This window comes from Paraprevotella xylaniphila YIT 11841, from assembly GCF_900683745.1.
In the GTDB taxonomy this organism is placed as follows: Bacteria; Bacteroidota; Bacteroidia; order Bacteroidales; family Bacteroidaceae; genus Paraprevotella; species Paraprevotella xylaniphila.
In genome coordinates, this window is record NZ_LR215980.1 from 3457243 (window position 1) to 3477096 (window position 19854).

Below are 19854 nucleotides of genomic sequence, written 5' to 3' on the forward strand. Positions count from 1 at the left end.
CTTTACGGAAAGTATAGGCCAAAAGAATGGTAGCAGGTTGCCGTCACAAATAAGAATATTGCCATTCAATAAATACGGCGACCGATTCATACCGGTCACCGTCCATTAAAATCAATAACGTTTCTATATTATTTCGATACCTCGCACATGAGTACGCCCTTGCCGGTCACATCCGCTTTCGATACGGTGATGGATTTTCCCGTATAGGTCTTTATGACCGATGTTCCGGCCGAGTTCCACAATTTCCATGTATAAGTATAGGCTGTGCCGTTCGCATCCAGTTCCTCTCCGTTGCGGTACAGTACCGCCTTGGCATCGACATCGTTGCCGTTGTTCTTTATCGTGAACCCTTTCTGGCTGACAAGATCCACCGTGATGGGGTCCGACATGTCCGTGAACGAGATGATATCGCAGACCACCTTGTTTGCCGAACTGTTGCCCGCTGATGTATCCGTATCCTTGATGGCGCATTTGAATGTCTCGAAATTCAGCACGGCATCCGCCGTAATGGTAATCTCGTTCGTGGTCCAGCCTGCCGTCACTCCACGGGGATTGGCGGAAGTCAGGCAGGCCCATCCGGCCCCCAGCATTGCATTGTAATACGGACAGGATACCGGACTGCCAGAAGCGCTGGTTCCCGTGAGTGCCGAAGTCAGCGTTACCACTTTGGTTGAAGCGCTTACTGCCGATATGGTGTACTGCACGGACCCGATAGAGATTTTACCCCCGGCTTCCATATTGGTGACGGAAGCGACGGTAACGGTGGTCGCACCGGTTTTTGCCTCGGCTGTAAGGGTCGTGTTGGCGAATACCGCAGAGTCCTTGATGCCCCAGGCATAGGTCACATTGGTCGTATCGATGGTGGCGCCCCGCCACAGGTCGCAGTGCGCCTTGAGCGTAGCCACTTCATCGTTCTTGAAGACAATGCCGTCGGGGGCATAAGCCACGGCGGCAATCATCGCCCCCGCGTTCAGATGCTGGGTGAACTGTACCTCCGCACGGAAAGGAATCTCCAGCCCGTTGGCATCGATGTAGATTGCCTCGAAAGTATACCGTACCTGCGGGGCGGAAACGGTCATGTGGTTTGCCTTGACGGTCAGGGCGTATTTGGCGGAAGCGGCGCCGATCGTGCAGCTGTCCTGTCCGGAAGTTATGACCGTGCCGTCCTTGTACCATTTGGCGGAACCGCTCTTGACACCGGCTGTCAATGTCGCCGCGTTGCCGACGGATGAGATCTGGTCTACGGCCGCCTTGCCGCTGACAAACAGAGAAGGGGTCAATATCAGGTACGGGGATGCCGCCCACGAGGGGGCATACGCGCCGGTATCCTTGTTGAATACCTGGGTCAGCGGTTGCGAGGAACCGATAAACGCCTGTAAGGAGACAGCATCATTCTGGTCGATGATGGTGACTTGTCCGCGTGCTACTTTGATTGCCATATGCTTATTGTAATGTTGTTGATATATTCACTTCACAGTCGAAAACGGCCTTGCACCACACGTCCCCGCCGGTTATCTCTATCTCCCTGCCGTAACGCGGTGCGGCGTTCCATATCCTGTCACTCTCCGTATCGCGGCTCGTCCGTATCCAGCGGAAATTGCCGTCGGGAATGAGCGATGTAATCTCTTCACCGCCCCTGTACACCCTGGCACGGAGTACCGTCGAGACGATTCCGTTGCGGAATGTCGTGCCGTTTTCAGACTCCACATAAACAGTATAGGAGGGAGATCCGTCGTAAAGTTTGAAAAAGGTATGGGTCGCACTGATTTTTTCATTACGGTATGTTGCCGTGTAGCGGAGGGTCAGCACGTCGCGCCCTTCCCAGCCATGAAACGGGGGTGTCATTTCAAATACGGTGGCATTGCATCCGGCATCTTTCCATATGCCGTCAACGGCAAGGTATTCCCACTGCCGACTTTCCGGCTCGAAATTGTATTCGGTCGCCACAAGCGGGATATTCTCCGGCTCGCATGCGCCTGAAAGCTCGTCCTTGAAATGGAACGCCGTGCCGCCTGTCAGGGAGACGGAACGGGGCTTGAGCAGTTCCTGCGCCTCCTCATCGAGGTCTTCCCAGCGGATGGTCACATCGCGCAGTTCGATGGTATCCTTGCCCCACTTGAACCGTCCCGAGGCGAAATGGCCCGTCCCGTCCGGATGGATGACGAAAGAACCGTCCCGTGAAACGATCGAGCCGTCTTCGTTCAGCCGCAACAGGGGATTCTGTATGGTACCCCCGATACCTCCCTTATTGAACCAGGCACCGTAATCGTCCGTGTAGGACAAGGCTTCATCGGTCGCCTGATAGGGGGTCACGTTCCTTCCGGCCTCCAATTGAGGGGCGGACAACGACAGGGGGACGGAAGCGGCAATGCCGAGACACATGACGGGGGAATCTGACCCGCGTATGAGGAACGGGACATTATAACGGACCCATCCTTTACCGGCAGCCACCGTCCGATCACCGACAAGATGTTCATCCTGATAGAACCGGATGGCTGCCGTATCTTCCGCTTTTATCCAGACTGAGAAACAATAACAGACTCCTGTATGAGCCTCCCGCCAGGCGGCACTTTGCGCACCAAGAAGACTGTCTCCGGCTATCCGTACACACCGCCCGAGTCCGGCGGGAGATGTTTCATCCAGCTCTTCCGAATGGCTGAACCGGCAGGACAGGCTGTCGGGTATGACATTCTTGTGGATTTTGCCCACATAAAACGTGCTTGAAAAACCGTTCTCGTCTCCCGCGGTAAGCGTGCCGGCTATATTGACATTGCGTGTGGCATAGAGATTCTGGAAATAGGCCCCGTAACCATCCAACATGCCGAAGACCGGATCGATGATGCCGCTGACCTTTCCCACACGGGCCTTGCTCGCCTCGCTGAAAGCGGATACGGAGGCAAGACGAACAATGTTCAGGTCGGCGACCTCGCACCAGTCCCACTCGGAGGCCAGGCTTGATGTCAGGTCAAGAAACAGGCTCCGGCTGTACTGTGCCGGGTAATCCACGGTGATGACCCATAACTTGTACTTCCATTCCCGGCCGATGGAGATTTCATCTTCCGCATCCGTCTTTTCACGGTTCGTATAGCCGAATCGGATCGGTACGGAACCTGATGTTTTGGAAGACCTGACCTTGAACGATACCAGCAGGCGCTCCGGGTATCCGACCGGTTCTTCCAATGTCAGCATCAGCCCGAAGGAATCGTTTCCTGCCGGTTCCGCGTTGCGGATAATGCGGACAATGCGTGTCGCTTCCGAATCGGCATCCAGATATTCCGTTTGCAGCATGCTGCCATAAACGGCGTACCTGGACTTGTCCGGCACTCCCGCCATGCCTCCGTCCATGACGGGATAGCACAGGGAGCGTTCGGTCGCCATGCCGTCGATGACATCCATATAGGGTGAATCGCTGTCAGAAGCCGTCAGGTACAAGGCGCCGCTACGTGCCGTATCGAACAGGTTGGTAATCCGCACGAAGTCCAGCAGTTCACCGCCCTGCGGTTCGTCCCCGTCCAGCAATGCCCCGATGAAATAAGGGGCGTCCTTGTCTCCGACAAGCTCCGTTCCGGTTTCTGTCACGCACATCAGCGAATAGACGGTACGCTCCCGTTCGGCATATTGCCTGCGGATGATATCCCCGGCTTGCAGTCCCTGTGTCTTCTGCGAGTCGGGGGCGATACGGATCTTGTATGTCGGATAACGGAATACGGACATGGATTATGACAGTTTTTCCACGGTGTCTCCCGAACAGCTGTCGCTGATCCAGAAGGAACCGTTGGTTACCGAAGTCTTTTCGACCTCGAACTCATAGGCGCGGAACTTACGGCGGGCCACCACCTCGTCGAATGTGGCGGAGACGCCTCCTGTCGTCCGGTTCCGGCGGACAGCCCATCCGCTTCCGGAAAGGCCCGGGGAAAAGAACTCCGAAGAGAGCGACCCGGTAAAGACGCTGTTTCCGTAATGCCGGATACCGTCCTCCACCGCTTGCAGGCGTAACGCCTCTGTCAAGTATAGGATTCTGTCAGTAATCCGGGTGGGCGACGCATGGATTCCGATATGCCCGGCTGCTTCCAACGGAACAGCGACCGTAACGAAATCGGCATCGGTGCGGATATGGAACGATTCGCTGTGACGGTTCTGCGGGGCATAACAGCTCACGGACGGACGGTGTGAAAAATCCGTGCTGTGAGGGATAGCCGTCCTTACGTCCTCTTCCTCGTAGATTACCTCGGAAGAAAGCGATACGCGCTCCCTGTCGCCTGTGAACATAAATCCCTCTGCTGTGCCCATCCGCAAGCGCTTGTGGATAACGATACCTTCATCGGAAGTGTCTACCCGGTATGAGGAGAGCAGGTCGGCGCCGTAGTTGTGGCGGACAGTCAGCGAGCCCGGAAAACAAGCCTTTCCGTAAGGGGAAAGCATCAGACACTCGCCGTCCACGTCCGATATGCCAGAGAACAGGCGTATCTTCGGGGTATGGTCGCCGCCTAAAAGAAGGTCACCACCGATACTCCCGAGCTGTATCTTGTCCTTGTCGGTACAGAGCAGTACGGAAACATCTCCGATCCGGATGCCGAACCCGTCCAGGAACGAGAGGAACCCGCCGAGCGCGACATCCTCTTCCGAAAACGAAAGCAGACATTTCCCTTTGTCGCCCAGTTCCACGCCTTGCAAGGCTTTCAGTCCGCCATCCATGACCGTACTCCCTCGCACCGTCAGATTCCGTCTCACCATGCCGTCCCGCATCATCCAATCCACCGTGTCCGTATTGGCGTTGCCACGATGATAGACATCCTGCCCGCCCACGGCCAGCCGTGTCGGGGAGATGGATATTCCTGTATCCTCGTCCCCGATAATCCATGCCCCTTTGGAATGTACCGTCGCATCCAGAAAGTCTATATGGGAAGCGTTGATTGTAGCGGTGGCCTTGTCCGCGTCGTAACGGAGCAACTGCCTGCCGCCGATATGCAGGCTGTCGCCCCCGACTTTCAGGTTGCCGGTAATCCTGATACCGTACTCGATGGCAGTTACCACACCTTCCGGATCGGTAATGTCCTGCGAATAGGTTTCCAGGATACGGGTGTTTCCAATGCCGGCTTCGAAACCGTAATTGGCACTGAGCTTGCCGGTCATGTCACCGCCCGATTTTTTCAGGTAATCCAACAGCAAGCCACCGCTTCCGGAACCGCCTTCTCCCGTAACGGCTCCGGCAATGGCGGATGCAAAACCGTAAGCGGTATTCTTCAGTCTCAGGCTGGTCTCGTCGCCTTCCTCGATGCCGTAAGGATGCTCGTCGTCCTTTTTCTGCTGGGCATTGAAAAAGTTATGGTACAGCTGTGCATAGATGGAATAGCACAGGCTCTCCTTGTCGAGGGTTTCTATATCGGGATGCAGTTGTACGCTCATTTGGTATAGCTGGTCTTGGAAAGAAATTTCTGGATACGTGATGTCAGCGAGATGAAGTTCGGCATATTGATCGGCGACATCGTGCCCATCAGTGTGGGAGTCATGATTTTCGAACATTCCGTCAGGAAGTCGAGCATCAGCCGGGCAAGCTCATTACCCAGAACCAGCGGCTCGGTGGCATTCTCGTCACCGAGCGTCACCTTGTTGTCGGCAACGGCAACGGTCGTGGAATTGACCTTTTGTACCACTTTATCTGCTGTCTGTCTGACTTCAGACTTGTCCACCGTATGCGTGATGCTTTCCGCATCGATAACGGTTGTCGCTTCCTTGTCCTTGTCATTCCTGACGGTTGTTGTGACGGCAGTCGGCGTATAGTGGGTGGAGGTCTCGTTACCGGTGGTTTCCAGTTCGTCGTAGTCCGGGGAAGAGTCGTTTTCCGGATCCAGTTCCTCCATTTCGGTCACGCCGATGACGGTTTCCGTGCGGGCATTGAGCCGCAGGATATCCACATGGGAGAAGTTAACCACATAGGCATAACGGGTGGCGGCATCCATGAAGATGGTCACGTCGGAAAAAAGTGCGGGGACGATCAGGAAGCCGCCTTCGCTGTTGGTGGCGGCCGAGAGCAACACGCCTTTATGGATAACAGGTTCGGCGGAGGCCGTCTCGTCCGGGTACTCGCCGACATCAATGGTACCGCCGTAGTCGGAAAACTCCTCGTCCGAGGGGTTGTCGTGTATCTTGGCTACATAGCCGTGTATCATGCGGGCCGTACCGATACCGGACATGCCTCCGGGAGCCAGATTGATACGCTCCATACTCCGTCCCAAGGCTATCTTGCGGATAGCCTCACGGATAAGCAACTGGTTGGATTTGTCTGAAGACATGAGTTTTTTGAAAGAATAGGAGGAGCATAGTTTATTGGTTGCCAATTATTTTGTACTTTTGCAAAGACAATGATATTACTTATGAAACAAGAAATTTTAGAATCCTATATTACATATATATTTGATTTCTTTCAAAAATCAAGATGCTTTAAAGCCGGGCAAGGTAACATGCTCAGAAATTTTAGATTTGCAGCTGAAAAGCAATTTACTCGTAATCAATTGGGTATATTGTATTTCCTGGTAAATACCCTCATTGATAATGGCTATCTCTACTTAAAAGATAGAGATTTTATAGCTCTTACGGAGAATGGTGCCGATGTTATAAATGGGGGAGAGTGTGTTATTCCTAAAATTTCCCTTGAGCGGACAATTTATGAAAAAGAGACCAGTAGATCAGATATATATGAACAGCTTTGGAATATTATCGGATCGAACAAAGAAAATGATTATGCGCCGCTGTATGTAGATGGACCATTGTTTTATAATACAATCAGGCCATATTTAACAACATTGTCGTTACCTCATACATATGGGGAATATATGGCAGAATTGCGGGAAAAGGAAGGATTTACATCAAGAATTAAATGGTATAGGACTTTATTTTTAGCTCTTGATGAGAATGATGTACAAAAATTCCTCAAAGATTTGTCTATCAAAATAAACAGGCTGCTGCTAATGAATACTCCAAAAGATGCGATACAAGAAGCTTTGAATCCTTGGGCAGATGTAGACATTCCTACAATCGATAATACGCCTCTGCCTGAAATTCTCAATAAAGTGGCGGAAGAACCAATTGTGAATAAAAACAAGCCGTTTGTGTTGATTTCGTATGCGTGGGAGGTAGAAGACAATGTCTTTATGAATTGGATTCAAACTTTCGCCAAAGATTTGCGAAGACGAGGGATTGATGCTCAAATAGACCAGTATCAACCTCATGGAACTGACTTGCCTAAATTTATGCTTGAAAGCATCCGTAAGGCAACTAAAGTTCTGTGCATTCTGACTCCAAAGTATAAAGAGAAAGCTGAATCCGGTAAAGGAGGTGCCGCTTATGAAGGGGGTATAATATCACATGAAATATATAACAATCAGGGAACCACTAAATTTATACCGGTTGTACGCAAAGGGTCTTTTGAAACTTCGACACCGGATTTCATTAGTGGAAGAAAAGGTTTTGATTGCTCTACTGACGATAAATACAATAGCGAACTTCCGAATATTATCAAGGTAATAAACGAAGAACCATTGATAGAAATTCCTCCTGTTGAATAACGGTAAATCTTATTTCCTAATTTTATACGGAATACTCAGTTGTTGCCTGTATCCACCCACCCCGAAAGTAGTCGTTACCTCTTCCACGAGGTATACGCCGTTCTTGGAAGGATTACGGTAGTCGATCAGTTCCACCTGTACGGCAGGAGACAGTCCGAAATCCCCGAATACTGTCACATTGCCGGTGATTCCGTTCAGATTGTAATTCCGAAAGTATTCCGTCGTCTCTTCTACAAGCCGGTCGGAATTGATTCCGACATGAGGTGACATATATGGTACGATGGTATATGTGGATAAATCCACCTTGGTCCTGGTCTTCGCTCCTGATGCCGTCGTGTTGCCCGTTACTTTGTGCGTCTTTTTTGAAATCTGCGTGGCATTGACCGTCTGAAACTCCTTGCTGCCCGGCGTCGCCGGGTCGTATTCAGGATTCATGCGTACTGTCACCTCAAAGAATTTTTCATCCGTCCCGAGTGCCTTGCCCGTCACCGCCAAAAACTTCGGATCGGTCTTGACCACTTTCAGGTTGCTCTGCGCCACATGCTCGTTGAAGTATATCCTGTACGGTCCTGTCGATTCATCCTCCGGGAATACCGGCTGAGCCTTGCTGGACGAATAAGGACGCCCGACGGCAATGGACGGTATGGCCCCGTCATCATCGGCATCGTATTTTAAAAAACAGTAGACCTTGTACTTCGACCATTCGGAAAGGATATCCGCTACCGTGAAGTTGTCCGTGACCTTTACCTTGCCGATATGTATCTCAAACCGCTTCGTATCCGAGTGTATCCTGAAGCCGGTATCTTTCAGGATATTATACTTGCCTTCCAGCACCTCGTTCACCGTCGTCCCTTTCGCCGGGGTCTCGAAATGAGGTGCCTGTTTCAGTTTGAGTTTGTAGGCCATATTCTCACACTGGATTTCCAGCGTGCTGTCCGAATTGTATCCGGTAATGTATCCGTCGAACATATTTTTCAGCACGCCGTTGTAGCCCAGCTTGATATTGATGCGCTGTCCGACCTTGAATGTCGTCTCGTCAACCAGACGCTGCGCGCTGCGTTTCTCGATGATGACACCGTCCTGCATCACCTCCGTCGTTATCCTCGACACGTCCTTGCCCTCCAATGTCACGTTCCCGATAATCGTGGAGCGGCATACCGACCCTTTCGGGAATATCACTTTGGCCGTTCCGATCAGCTTCTTGTAACTCTCGTTGATTTCGAGCGACTGGACTTCCGTAATCTCCACGCCGTTCTGTATCCTCATCGGATTGGATGGGTCGGCATCCCCGATGGTGATGCGACAGCAGAGGATATCCATTGCAGCTATACCCATAAACGTGTCAGTTTAAGCAACGAGGCGGGGTCGATGACCTCCGTACCGAATTTAACATACTTGATCCACTTGTTCGTGTGCTTGATGGCCGTGTCCACCTTTTCCTGTTCCGCCAGTTTCAGTTCCACGGCTTCCGATGGCTCCACGGCGACACAGTTCAGCGAATACGGCTGCACGTTCCGGCAATCCGTAGGCTGTAAGGTATAGCCCTGTATAATCAACCGTGAAATGTTGAACTGGCGCAATACCGTGTTGTCGCAATCGATGACACCCTTGTATTGTACCAGCCTGATAAACTTGGACACTTCCGCCTCGGGATACACGTCCGGGTATTTGGAGGTGATCTTGCCGTTGATGGTAATCTCGAGGTCACCCCCGGATATATATTCCTTGCGGGTATAGTCCCGCCCCTGTACCCGGGTCAGCAGGATATTGTTCCGGCTGCTGACCTGTACCTGCGGTCCCAGGTCCACGAATGTCACCAGTCCATACCGGCTGTTCGGCAAAACCTTGCACTCGCTGTTGTCATAATACTTCCCCTCCTCTGATATGGACAGTTCCAGAAAATCCGCCACTGTCCGGCCGACGATGGAATCGATATGGTTTTTCTTCTGCGCCACCGCCTGCTGTTCCCTGATGAGCTGGTAGTACTGTCCGGTCTTGTTCGCAAGGCTGGACTGCGACTGTGTCTGAAGATATTTGTCCCGCACCTGCTGTTCCCAGTATTTGAGGTATCGGGGATAGGAACGTAGCAACCCGTAAGCCGTCTGCGAGGCAACCTGTATGGCTGCCCGTTTGAGCAGGTCATGGTGCCTGGAGAAGTAATGTACCTGCCCGTCCTGCAATTCGGCAAGCCCCATGCCCAACGCCAGACGCGTGGCGTTGCTGATGTATCCGCCAAGCGAACCGTGGTTGAGTATGCCTCCGCTCAACAAAGTCGAGGCCGCGATTTGTATCAGTCTTCCCATAATCCTTTCATTTTATGCGTTCCAGGAGGCATCGAAGTCATGCACGACATCGATGAGCGCCTGTGCCAGTTGTTCTTTCAGGTTCTGTATCTCTTCCGTCTGCCCCTCCTTCGACTTCATCAGGTCGATGGTCCTGACACTGAGCAGGCTCTCTATGTTCACGATGACCTGTTTAGGTGCCGCCGAGGACAACCGCCCCGTGCCGGAATAGTTGCCGCCGGCCCCTCCGTCATCCAGATGCGTGTTGGTAATCGGGTTGACAGCAAACGGACGTGTATCGTTGGAATCCGGTTCGTTGCCGTACTGGTCGGGAGTGAAGCCCGCCACGCGGAGGATGTTCTCGGCTGCCTCCGCCGAACCTCCGAAAGTCTGCCGGAGCGATGAAAAGAACTTCACGAGTGTCGTATGTGCCAGCTTGCGATGCGCGATGTTGTCTATACGCTGCGCATCGGTGGCGTTCTGCCCCAGTGCCCGCTGTTTCCATAGCCCGTTTTCGTCCTGCTCGAATCCCCAGGCCCTGAACTGGTCAAAGTCGAACCCTCCCTTACGCATCAGCTCATGCGCATTGGCGGCACTCGATATGGCATTCCGATAAGCGGTGGCGGCACGCACAATCTCCGGAACGGTCTGCGTGTTCATGTACCGGGCATAGTCGTATGTGCGGGCGGCAACCGCTTCCGACCTGTCCCCGATATCATTCACATAGACGGCCTTGCCATCCTGCATACGCCACAAAGACTTGTCGAGATCCTTCTCCTGTTGCCCGAAACGCTCCTTTACCGTCTTGAGGAAAGCGTCCACTTCCAATACCGTACCCATCTTCCCGAACTCGGCGTACGCGGCATCGATACGTGTCTGGCTGTCGCGTTTGGCAAGGGTGACAAGCGCATCCCTTATGTCATCCTGACGGGCTTTGTCCATGTTATACACATGGTCTCGCGATACCATCCCCTCAGATGAAGCGATGGCAAATTCCCCCAAGAACCCGGCCCACCAGTTGGATGTGAAGGCTCCGATTTTATGTCCCGAAGCCTCTTCGATACTTTTGCCGGCAACGACCTCGTCCACGGCACGCTTTGTCTTGACAGCCATGTTATAGGTCTCGCTCAGGGAGGAGTAAAGTGCCTCTATGGACGGATAACGGTACTTGCGGTTCGATTCGATCTCTTCCAGTACGGCATCCTTCGCCTCCTTTATCTTCCAGGTCTTGTAAGCCACCCATCCCAAAGTCCCGACCAATGCGGCTATACCTGCCGTGGCGGCAACCGCGCCTGTACTGATGGCACTCAACGAGGCGGCAGCACCGGTCAGTCCGCTGCCGGTAGCCACCTGTGTGGCAAACAGCGACTGCAGGACTCCTTTGGCTCCGATGACACCGCCCCCGGCCATCAAGGCGCGGTTCATCGCTCCCCGTCCCGCCACGCCTGCGGACTGCATGGCCGACACGATGGCCCGCTTCTGGGCAAACGAAACCTTACCGATACCACCCGCCCCCAGCAGCCCCTGCACGACACTGATTGATGTCGTGGCCGCAGACTGTTTGCCGATAAACCCCATGGCGATGCCGATATTCGTCAGGGCTCCCGCCACCTTGAACAGCCGGGTCGCGACAACGCCTGTAAAGACAAGCGGTTCTATCCAATGGAAATTGCGGGTCACCCATGCGCCGATATTGCCGATCACGGTGAAGATGTCCAACAAGGCATTCCCGATGGACACCAGGCCACGGGTAAATTCCGGAGCCTTGAACTTTGCCAGAAAAGTGCGGAGCACAGTGCGGATAGAGGGTTCCAACACCTCGTATGCCTGCATGAACCCTTCGGTCAGCTGGGAGGTCACCTGCGCCCACAATCCCTTGGTCGTATTCTGCTTTACCAATGCCAGTTCTGAGGAAACGCCCTGGGACCCCCGGTTATATGAAGTCAGTTCTCGTAGTTTGTCGTAGTTCTTCAGGAACATCATCGCCGCGTTACCGCCAATTTTCCCGAAGATTGCCTGGACATCCGCCATCGACGCGCCCTTCTTGTTCAATTCCTCGAAAATGTCCGCTATAGGACGGAGTTTCTCGACCTGCACCCCCTCGATGTCGCGCATTTCCGTGAACCGGATGCCCAGGCGGTCCAGAACTTCCTGTGCCTCCTTGGTAGGTTTGGCAAAACGTGTGGAAAGAGCACGCAACGAGGTTCCCGCCAGCGTTCCCTTCAGACCCATATTGCCCAAAAGACCGATGGCGGCACTGCTTTCCGTGAAGTCCACGCCCGCCATACGCAGGTAACCGGCAGCCATCTTGTATGACTCCGCCATCTCCACGATATTCACATTCGAGCGGGAAATGGTGGAGGAGATAATGTCCGCCACGCTGTCCATGCTGTCGTTATGGATATCATAACCGGCCATGATGTTCGTGGCCAGGTCGGCGATATACGACACGTCGTTGTCACCGATAAGTGCCAGGTTCGTGATCGGGCGGATGGACTTGTTGATTGTCTCGATATTCATGCCCGCCATCGACAGGTATTTGACGGCACCGGCAATCTCCACGGCTGTGTATTTCGTGTCGATGCCGATTTTACGGACATGACGGGCCATACTGTCAAAACGGGTCTCGAATGTCTTGAGGTCGCTGTCCGCCACACGGAGGATGGAATGTGCCGATTCCATGATGTTGGAATAGTCGATGGCCTTCGTCAGTTCCGAACGGATCAGGCTGTAACCCATATAGGCATTGAGCATCGAAGCGAACGGGAGGTTCCTGAGTGACGGCGCTTTCGAATACTGGATACGGTTGATGGCGGCACGGCGTTTACTGCGGTAGAGCGTACCGGCTGCAGTATGTTCCCGCTGCATGAGCCTGACGGACTGCATCGCATTGCGCTGTTCCTGCCGTCTTGCAGCCTGCTCGGCCTTTATACGTTCCGTTTCTGCCTTACGGCGTGCCTGTTCTGCCTGCCGGCGTATTTTCTCCGCAGCACGGGCGGCATTCTTGCACTCCCGTTCTTTAGCCCGCGCTTCATCGGCACGCCGCTTTTCCGCCGCGGCGGTTTCTGCCAGAGCCGCCTTACGGCGCTGGTCTGCGGTAAAGAGCTCCTCCGCGTGGACCAGTTTCTGGCGATGCAGCTGCTGTCCTGCATAAAGCCGTTCCATCAGTTTTTGCCGGGCCTTTTCGGGCATTACGAAGGCCTGCGGAGCATATGGCACCGGAACGGAAGGTGTGAGTCCTTCGGATGGTATGCCTCCCTGCATGTTGAAAGAAATGACAGAAGCACTTTTGATACGACCCAATAGGGAAAGTATCTGCTGCAACCTGTTTTCCGCCGTCCCGGTCTTGATTTGCAGTTCCCGGTCACGTTCCATGGAAACCAGGGCGGAGTTGATTTTCCCGATGGCTTTGGTAATGCGTTTCTGCGCGTCTGCCATCGTGCCAACGGACGAGGCGGCATTCTTTTCGATCTCCGCTTTGCGCATCTCGGCAGCCTTTTTCTCGTAAAGGCTTTTGGCGTTGGCCTTGATTTTCTTGCTGTCCAAAGCCTGACCGGCATTGATGGTCAGGCTGATGCCTTTGGAAAGCGTGGAAATATCCGTGAGTAACCCCTTGATACGTTCCAGCTTCTCTTCGCTTTTTTTCGTATCGATGGTCAGGCGGTAATCGAAATTACGTTTCTTGCCGTTCTTGGTGCGGAACACGCGGTCTATCTCGTCCATCATATTCTTGATGTTCGTGACGGCCGGAGTCAGGGACGCTTTCGCCTGTACCAGCTTGCCTACCGCCTCACCGAAGGCGATAACCTGCTTGGTGCCCTGAGAGGCATCCACGTTGATGGAGTAGTTGACCTGATAGTTCTGTTCCTGAGCCATGGTAATGGGTACTGCGTTAAAAGAATAGTCTTTCCGCAAGGGCGGAGATTATGAAACGAAGGCCGCCGCAAACCGGAAGCTTACGGCGGCAGGTCAAGGAGTCCTCTCCGGCAATGACATCGGAACGGGCATACGGCTGATGAGCATCTGCTCGTGCAGCCACAACGCCTCTTCGGAAAGCATCGCGAACTCCTCGTCGGAAATCGTGTCGAGGTTGACGCCGGGAAAGTAGTGGCGGACATAGATCATCCGCTGGCGGATGCGCTGCTCGTCGGTCACTACCCACCGGCTTATAAGTTTACCAGGACACTCTGGCGGGTGGTGATCAGCTCGGAAAGCTGTCCCATCAGACCGAACAGGAAGAGCGACTCGTCGTCCACGAGTTCCTTATCTCCGTCCACGAAGCAGTCGCGGGCCAACGTGCGCATGGCGATTACCTCGTCCTTTTTGGAAGCGGCCATGAATTTGCTGAACTGCGGAAAGCTCGGTTCGGACATGTAGGCCACATAAATCTCTTTCTCGCCGTTTGCGGTGTCTCCGAAAACGACCATCGGACAAATCTTGCGGAGTTTCTTCTCCTCTTTCAGTTTGAGGGCTTTTTCCTTGATCTTGATCTCCTGTTCCAATGAAAGCATTTTTTCGTCCATATCGAATTTGTTTTGATTCACCGAAAGAGTAGGACAAAGAATCGTGGAAAGGTTGAAGACACGGTTCTTATTCACTTGTAATCCATATGTTATACAAAAAACTTCTTTGCTCCTGATATTCCCAGATCAGTCTTTAAAGGAAATTTCGCTGAATATATTTCATATATTTCTTTGATATATAGTATATAATCGTTAATTTTGCATATTCTCAAACATAAATGATTATGTGCAAAATAGATGATTTTATAGATGTGACAAGCCGGTACATCGCTGAATTGCTTGATTTGAGGGCGGACATCAGGCCGGTCGAAAAGGATGTCTTGCATACATTCCCAGCCAATATTACTGCCGGTTATACATTTTGTACGGCTAACTTGTTGGGGCATGACGTAGTTCTTCTGTATAGTGCAGACAGTTCTGCATATACTCCGGGGCAGATGCGGAAACAAAAAGAACTGGTTGAGCGAAAAGCCCAATGCCCGGTAATATTTGTATTGCGTACAGTGGCGGCCTATAATGTACGGCGTCTTGTCAGACATCGTGTAAATTTCATCATACCGCAAAAGCAAATGTTCATACCGGATTTGTTGATAGATTTGAAACCGCATAAAAATAATATCGGGGGAGGTGAAGAAACGCAGATTCCTGCAATTGCCCAATGCATAATCCTTTATCATCTTGAAGTAAAGTCTCTCGAAGGGAAAGGAACTTATGATATTGCAGATCTTTTCAACGTGTCGTATGCCAATGTAAACCGGGCGGTCAGATGGCTGAAAGATAAAGAAGTTATCGCTTTATCCGGCGGCAAGACAAAGAGTATGATATTTCAGTTCAAAAAGCGTGAATTATGGGACAGGATGTTGCCGTTCCTGGCAAACCCCATCGAGCGGATTGTATATACCGATAGTCTGCCTGATGAAGTATTTTGTATTAGTGGAGTAAATGCCTTGTCGGAATATTCAATGCTGAACAAGGAAAAAAATGACACTTATGCCATTGCAAAAGAAGAAGCTCGACGGTTGCAAATCCGGACAGACAAGGAATATGGCGAGACCCGCATAGAGATATGGCGTTACAATCCATGTTTTTTCTCAAAAAACGGCATTGTAGACAAATTGTCTTTATTTCTGGCCATGAAGGATATGGATGATGAACGCATTCAAATAGAATTGGAAACTATGATAAATAATATGATATGGTAAGAGGAATTGATAAATTCAGGGAGTTTTTCACCGGATATGAAGGAAACTATGTCATCATAGGTGGTACTGCCTGTGAAATGTATGAAGAAATATATGCACAAACTCCAAGGGCGACCAAGGACATAGACATTATACTGATTGTGGAGGCGCTGTCTTCGGATTTTGCTGCAAAATTCTGGGAGTTTGTAAAAACCGCAGGGTACAGACAAAGGAATAAGGGAACCGGGAACGGGGAATGCAGGCATGAATATTACAGGTTCAAGGAACCGGGAAATCCGGATTTCCCGTATCAGATAGAACTCTTTTCACGAAATATCGGGGTTGTCAAATTCCCGGACGATGCCCACATTACCCCCATTCCGGTTGATGATGACCTGTCAAGTCTGTCAGCCATTTTGATGGATGATGACTATTATAATTATACCATTGAACACAGCACGTTGGAGGAGGGCGTACATATTGCGAACATTGAAAGTCTTATCTGTCTGAAATGCAGGGCCTATTTAGAAATGACCGAGCGGAAAAGCAATGGAGAACAAGTGGACAGCAAACATATCGTCAAGCACAAGAAAGATGTATTCCGGCTGGTTGCCATGCTTGCTCCTGCCGACACCTACGAAGTTCCTGATTCGCTTAAACAAGATGTTGACAGGTTTTGCCTGGCTGTCAAAGAAGAAGTGCCAAACTCTGATTTTTTCAAATCGGCAGGACTTAAAAGCATTTCCGGAGAACAGTTATTGGAACAACTTGAAGCCAATTTCATAACACAACAATGAGAATCCAATACGCATCCGACCTGCATCTCGAGTTTCGGGAGAACAGCAGTTTTTTGAAGCACAACCCGCTGGCTGTTGCCGGAGAAGTGCTTGTCCTTGCCGGAGATATAGGATATATCGGAGATGAGAACTACTCCAGACATCCGTTCTGGGACTGGGCTTCCGGAAATTACAGCCGGGTCATCGTGGTTCCCGGAAACCACGAGTTTTACAAGATGTTCGACATAGACAAGCTGTATAACGGCTGGTCGCTCAAAATCAGGGAAAACATCACCTGCCACTATAATGCCGTTATCCCATTGGGTAACGATATAGAATTGATCGCTACCACACTGTGGTCACATATCCTGTTGCAGGATGCCTATGAAACTGAGGCAGCCATCACAGATTTCCGCAGGATGCGTTACGGCAGCGAACCGCTGGACTGGACAAGGTTCAATGACGAACATTCGCGCTGTTTCCGTTTTCTGGAACAGAGCGTAAAACAAAGTACTGCCAGACATCTCATTGTCGCCACTCATCATGTACCGTCATTCGAACTGATGGCGCCGGAGTTCAAGGGCAGTCCGCTCAATGGGGCATTTACCGTGGAGCTTGGCGGTTTCATTGCAGACAGTCCGATTGAATACTGGATATATGGCCACTCGCACCGCAATATCAATAAGGTCATCGGAAACACCCGGTGCATATGCAACCAGTTGGGCTATGTGTTCAGTAACGAGCATACGTCATTCGATAAGGAAGCGCATATTTCGATTTAAGTCTGCCATACATAAATCCCGTCTGTCAGCCAAGGTCAATATCCGGCAAACAGACGGGTTATTATGTAACAAATTTATGGTTGACTATTGAAGTCGTGGCTTCACCAACTTCCCGTCGATACCGCATGTTTCCAGAACCGCGGTATTTTCTTTGTTGAAGGCGATCAGGCATGACGGCGCTCCGGCCGTACCACCCTGTTCCCCCGTAACATGGTAAAAACTGAGCCGTCCCTTGATAAAGAGTATTGAATCGGCGTTTGGGAATATCAGTTCGTGGAACAGGCGCGTGTCCGTGCGGGCAAAAGTGAGCGCGACGGCATTCCTGTGTTCGACACACCTGCGGATAAACCGGACAATCAGTGCAGTGTCATAGGGAGGATTGCAGAACACACGTCCGAACCAGGGTTGTTGCAGGCCGTCATCCTCAATGGTATAGTGATGTCGCGCCGTATCCCATGGGCGGTTTACGGGCGAACACGGATCCAAATCGAACGGCCCCAGCCTCCGAAGCAGGCAGGGAGGCGTGAGCCATTCGTTCTTTCCGGTAGAAGATTTCCCCTCGAAAGTTACATCCATGACAGCTTAGATTGTATCACCCGAGCCGATTTGGATATCGAACGGGTTGAGATCGAATTCATGGGTGATATTGGTATCATCCTGCTGTGACTCGAGACAATCCTCCGTGAAGATGCAACCTTTGAGCGTTACGGTCGTCGTTGTCCAGTCCTCGCCGGCCATCGGGTTGGCAAAGCTGATAATCAGGTCGAACTCGCCGATTTCGAGCAGCGAGCCGTACACCGAACGCAACAGCTGTTGCGTGGCATAGTCCATCGTGATGCTCGCCGTATAGGTAATGTTCCCGAACCCCCTCGACACCGGCCGTCCTCCCATGCCGTAGTTACTTTCGACCTTGCGCTTCTTCGACCATTTGATGGCCGACACGCCTTCAAGGGTCGTGGAACCTTCATCGATTCCCAGGGCGGTCGATGACAGGGTTATCATCGACCACGAGTATGCTACATTGTTGATTATTGCCATATGCTATGTCTTATTTGCGGTTAATGACAGTCCTTCCTCTACATAAATCTTCACGGCCACGCCCACCGGGACAAGGACATAGGAGATGCGCAGCGTGTCGTCCACCAACACGTTCTGGTTCGGGTCGATAGTGACGGCGTATCCTGAAATTTCCTGCGCCGCCTGCATCTTGGCCAGTATATCCCCGATGAGTGTCTTGAAAGCTGTAATCTTCGACGGGGCGAGGAACCCGGTTGAAGGATTGACCATCAGCGGTGAGTTCACATACGGCAGCAGGGCTGCACGCACGGCACGGCGGCTCTTGTTGATGGTGCGGTTCCGGGCAATGGTACGGAAATCCCCATGTGAGCATGTCTGGTCTTTCGAGATGTAGATCCCGTTCTCGCGGCCGGCATACTTGATGGGAAAAATATACCCCTTATCGTCGAGTTCGTCCAGCAGTGACGGGGAGAGTGACTCGTACCGGTTCAGGCTGAGGAAGTTCTCCTCTGCCTCGTCGAGGTTGATGTCCCCGAACCCCAACTCTATTTCCTGGAAATCGTCCGCGAAGAGATTGAACTGCTTGACCCATGCGATGGATTCGTGCACGTTGGCCTTTGCTATGGCTCCCATAACCGCTCCCAAAAATCCCACGGGCGTATGGTTCCTGTTGCACATCTGCATCGTGGAGATCTTTTCGTGATGCGCCTGGCCGAATATACAGCTGATACGGCTTGATTCACAGATGCATGAAGGTATTTTATTCAGGTCAATCTGACGCCCCTCAGTCGTATCCGCCCCCGTATTGGAAGGATTGGCGGAAAGGATGAGCGAGAGCGGCTGGTTCTGCTCCGCAAGCCCCACGGCCACGTCGTTGAGCCCCTTTACCAGATTGAGGTTGTATTGTTCCGATGCGCCGTTCGCTTTCCACAGCGGCTGTTCCGTCCATATGCCTATCTGGTTGATCATACCCCCGGCAGCACGCTGCATGATTTCCAGCGCATCCCAGTTCGCCGAACAGTCCGCGAGCATCACGTAGAGTTTTCCTGAACCGCCCGGATTGCCGGACATGCGGAAAAATTCACGGATATGGTATGCCGGGATGCCGTGCAGGAAATTGACATTCATCTCCTCCTCGTCGGTTGCCTCCACACGTTCGATGATACCGAAGTCGTTCACGGCGGACTTGAACGAGGTGATGTAGCAGACATCGCCAGGCTTGAGCCTGGTCTCATTGGTTTTACCATACCCCTCCGTGAAAAGCGTCGGCTGGAGGGACACGTCGAACAGCAGTCCCGTCACCTTCTCGCCCGACGAGCCGGTATCGTAAGGAATATTGCCGTCCACATCCTTGATAAATACATTACCGAGTGCCATTATGATTTCTTTTTAAGTTCGTTGTAGAAAGGATTCCTGTAGAGTACGGCCTTGCCCCTGATGGCGGCCGCCGTGTCCGGCGCATAGGTTCCTCCGTGCGTGTCGATGTACAGCGACGGATATGCCGGGAACTTTTTCAACAGGGACAGGATGTGAGGCTCTGTCGTCTCCTCCGACCCTGCATTCCCTTTCCCCGCGGTCTTGGCCGGCAGCCTGTCTTCAGTCTCGCCGCCTGTCCCGAGGTTTTCCGATGCCGTTTCCGGAACGGGCACCGCCTGAGCCTCCGGTGCAGGAATATTATTGTTGTCTGTCTGCGGAGTTTCCTCCGTGTTGATTTTCTTTGCCATAACA

The 19854-nt window shown here is 52.0% G+C and carries 17 protein-coding genes; 4 read left to right on the forward strand and 13 right to left on the reverse strand.

Features of this window, described 5'->3' with window-relative positions:
• Positions 1 to 128 precede the first annotated feature (128 nt).
• Genes E0E47_RS14475 through E0E47_RS14490 form a run of 4 tightly spaced genes read right to left on the reverse strand, consistent with a single transcriptional unit; the run spans position 129 to position 6293 of the window.
• A complete protein-coding gene (locus E0E47_RS14475) occupies positions 129 to 1439 on the reverse strand; it encodes a hypothetical protein (protein ID WP_018665661.1) in 1311 nt (436 codons plus the stop codon).
• Positions 1440 to 1443: 4 nt separating this feature from the next.
• Positions 1444 to 3714 carry a hypothetical protein gene (locus tag E0E47_RS14480; RefSeq protein ID WP_117677917.1) on the reverse strand — a complete coding sequence of 757 codons (2271 nt, stop codon included), beginning with the start codon at positions 3712 to 3714 and terminating at the stop codon, positions 1444 to 1446.
• Positions 3715 to 3717: 3 nt separating this feature from the next.
• Complete coding sequence (locus tag E0E47_RS14485; protein WP_130894030.1) at positions 3718 to 5406, reverse strand: hypothetical protein; 1689 nt, start codon at positions 5404 to 5406, stop codon at positions 3718 to 3720.
• Positions 5403 to 6293 carry a hypothetical protein gene (locus E0E47_RS14490; RefSeq protein ID WP_004293592.1) on the reverse strand — a complete coding sequence of 297 codons (891 nt, stop codon included), beginning with the start codon at positions 6291 to 6293 and terminating at the stop codon, positions 5403 to 5405. Before E0E47_RS14490 ends, E0E47_RS14485 begins: the two co-directional genes overlap by 4 nt.
• Before the next feature lie 81 nt (positions 6294 to 6374).
• Here E0E47_RS14490 and E0E47_RS14495 point away from each other — a divergent pair, with 81 nt between their 5' ends.
• Complete coding sequence (locus tag E0E47_RS14495) at positions 6375 to 7565, forward strand: toll/interleukin-1 receptor domain-containing protein (RefSeq protein WP_232038463.1); 1191 nt, start codon at positions 6375 to 6377, stop codon at positions 7563 to 7565.
• A 9-nt stretch (positions 7566 to 7574) separates the two neighbouring features.
• Here the strand turns inward: E0E47_RS14495 and E0E47_RS14500 are convergent, their stop codons facing one another.
• The 5 genes from E0E47_RS14500 to E0E47_RS14520 form a co-directional block, all read right to left on the reverse strand.
• Complete coding sequence (locus tag E0E47_RS14500; RefSeq protein ID WP_004293594.1) at positions 7575 to 8900, reverse strand: hypothetical protein; 1326 nt, start codon at positions 8898 to 8900, stop codon at positions 7575 to 7577.
• Entirely contained in the window at positions 8891 to 9868 is a 978-nt protein-coding gene (locus E0E47_RS14505; protein WP_004293595.1) for a DUF6046 domain-containing protein, read from the reverse strand. The genes E0E47_RS14500 and E0E47_RS14505 overlap by 10 nt, the downstream gene beginning before the upstream one ends.
• Before the next feature lie 12 nt (positions 9869 to 9880).
• Positions 9881 to 13723, reverse strand: coding sequence for a phage tail tape measure protein (locus tag E0E47_RS14510; protein ID WP_130894032.1), 3843 nt, complete (start codon positions 13721 to 13723; stop codon positions 9881 to 9883).
• A 93-nt stretch (positions 13724 to 13816) separates the two neighbouring features.
• The gene (locus tag E0E47_RS14515; RefSeq protein WP_004293597.1) at positions 13817 to 14002 is read right to left on the reverse strand and encodes a hypothetical protein; all 186 of its coding nucleotides are present in this window, start codon (positions 14000 to 14002) and stop codon (positions 13817 to 13819) included.
• A gap of 11 nt (positions 14003 to 14013) precedes the next feature.
• Entirely contained in the window at positions 14014 to 14370 is a 357-nt protein-coding gene (locus E0E47_RS14520) for a hypothetical protein (protein ID WP_008860783.1), read from the reverse strand.
• 224 nt (positions 14371 to 14594) lie between these two features.
• Between E0E47_RS14520 and E0E47_RS14525 the strand changes: the two genes are divergently transcribed.
• Genes E0E47_RS14525 through E0E47_RS14535 form a run of 3 tightly spaced genes read left to right on the forward strand, consistent with a single transcriptional unit; the run spans position 14595 to position 17109 of the window.
• A complete protein-coding gene (locus tag E0E47_RS14525; protein ID WP_004303975.1) occupies positions 14595 to 15572 on the forward strand; it encodes a hypothetical protein in 978 nt (325 codons plus the stop codon).
• Positions 15566 to 16348, forward strand: coding sequence for a hypothetical protein (locus E0E47_RS14530; RefSeq protein WP_117513717.1), 783 nt, complete (start codon positions 15566 to 15568; stop codon positions 16346 to 16348). The genes E0E47_RS14525 and E0E47_RS14530 overlap by 7 nt, the downstream gene beginning before the upstream one ends.
• A complete protein-coding gene (locus E0E47_RS14535; protein WP_004293601.1) occupies positions 16345 to 17109 on the forward strand; it encodes a metallophosphoesterase in 765 nt (254 codons plus the stop codon). Before E0E47_RS14530 ends, E0E47_RS14535 begins: the two co-directional genes overlap by 4 nt.
• 84 nt (positions 17110 to 17193) lie before the next feature.
• On the opposite strand, the gene E0E47_RS14540 is transcribed toward E0E47_RS14535, so the two are convergent.
• Genes E0E47_RS14540 through E0E47_RS14555 form a run of 4 tightly spaced genes read right to left on the reverse strand, consistent with a single transcriptional unit; the run spans position 17194 to position 19850 of the window.
• Entirely contained in the window at positions 17194 to 17685 is a 492-nt protein-coding gene (locus tag E0E47_RS14540; RefSeq protein ID WP_004293602.1) for a DNA N-6-adenine-methyltransferase, read from the reverse strand.
• Positions 17686 to 17691: 6 nt separating this feature from the next.
• Positions 17692 to 18147 (reverse strand): hypothetical protein, encoded by a 456-nt coding sequence (locus tag E0E47_RS14545; protein ID WP_004293603.1) that lies wholly within the window; start codon positions 18145 to 18147, stop codon positions 17692 to 17694.
• Between the two features lie 3 nt (positions 18148 to 18150).
• Entirely contained in the window at positions 18151 to 19503 is a 1353-nt protein-coding gene (locus tag E0E47_RS14550) for a DUF2586 family protein (RefSeq protein WP_117513718.1), read from the reverse strand.
• A complete protein-coding gene (locus E0E47_RS14555; protein WP_004293605.1) occupies positions 19503 to 19850 on the reverse strand; it encodes a hypothetical protein in 348 nt (115 codons plus the stop codon). Before E0E47_RS14555 ends, E0E47_RS14550 begins: the two co-directional genes overlap by 1 nt.
• Positions 19851 to 19854 lie beyond the last annotated feature (4 nt).

Excerpts from the sequence above, each read along its gene's own strand:
- E0E47_RS14475 (WP_018665661.1), bottom strand. The coding sequence starts at position 1,439 with ATGGCAATCAAAGTAGCACGCGGACAAGTCACCATCATCGACCAGAAT.
- E0E47_RS14480 (WP_117677917.1), bottom strand. The coding sequence starts at position 3,714 with ATGTCCGTATTCCGTTATCCGACATACAAGATCCGTATCGCCCCCGAC.
- E0E47_RS14485 (WP_130894030.1), bottom strand. The coding sequence starts at position 5,406 with ATGAGCGTACAACTGCATCCCGATATAGAAACCCTCGACAAGGAGAGC.
- E0E47_RS14490 (WP_004293592.1), bottom strand. The coding sequence starts at position 6,293 with ATGTCTTCAGACAAATCCAACCAGTTGCTTATCCGTGAGGCTATCCGC.
- E0E47_RS14495 (WP_232038463.1), top strand. The coding sequence starts at position 6,375 with ATGAAACAAGAAATTTTAGAATCCTATATTACATATATATTTGATTTC.
- E0E47_RS14500 (WP_004293594.1), bottom strand. The coding sequence starts at position 8,900 with ATGGGTATAGCTGCAATGGATATCCTCTGCTGTCGCATCACCATCGGG.
- E0E47_RS14505 (WP_004293595.1), bottom strand. The coding sequence starts at position 9,868 with ATGGGAAGACTGATACAAATCGCGGCCTCGACTTTGTTGAGCGGAGGC.
- E0E47_RS14510 (WP_130894032.1), bottom strand. The coding sequence starts at position 13,723 with ATGGCTCAGGAACAGAACTATCAGGTCAACTACTCCATCAACGTGGAT.
- E0E47_RS14520 (WP_008860783.1), bottom strand. The coding sequence starts at position 14,370 with ATGGACGAAAAAATGCTTTCATTGGAACAGGAGATCAAGATCAAGGAA.
- E0E47_RS14525 (WP_004303975.1), top strand. The coding sequence starts at position 14,595 with ATGTGCAAAATAGATGATTTTATAGATGTGACAAGCCGGTACATCGCT.
- E0E47_RS14530 (WP_117513717.1), top strand. The coding sequence starts at position 15,566 with ATGGTAAGAGGAATTGATAAATTCAGGGAGTTTTTCACCGGATATGAA.
- E0E47_RS14535 (WP_004293601.1), top strand. The coding sequence starts at position 16,345 with ATGAGAATCCAATACGCATCCGACCTGCATCTCGAGTTTCGGGAGAAC.
- E0E47_RS14540 (WP_004293602.1), bottom strand. The coding sequence starts at position 17,685 with ATGGATGTAACTTTCGAGGGGAAATCTTCTACCGGAAAGAACGAATGG.
- E0E47_RS14545 (WP_004293603.1), bottom strand. The coding sequence starts at position 18,147 with ATGGCAATAATCAACAATGTAGCATACTCGTGGTCGATGATAACCCTG.
- E0E47_RS14550 (WP_117513718.1), bottom strand. The coding sequence starts at position 19,503 with ATGGCACTCGGTAATGTATTTATCAAGGATGTGGACGGCAATATTCCT.
- E0E47_RS14555 (WP_004293605.1), bottom strand. The coding sequence starts at position 19,850 with ATGGCAAAGAAAATCAACACGGAGGAAACTCCGCAGACAGACAACAAT.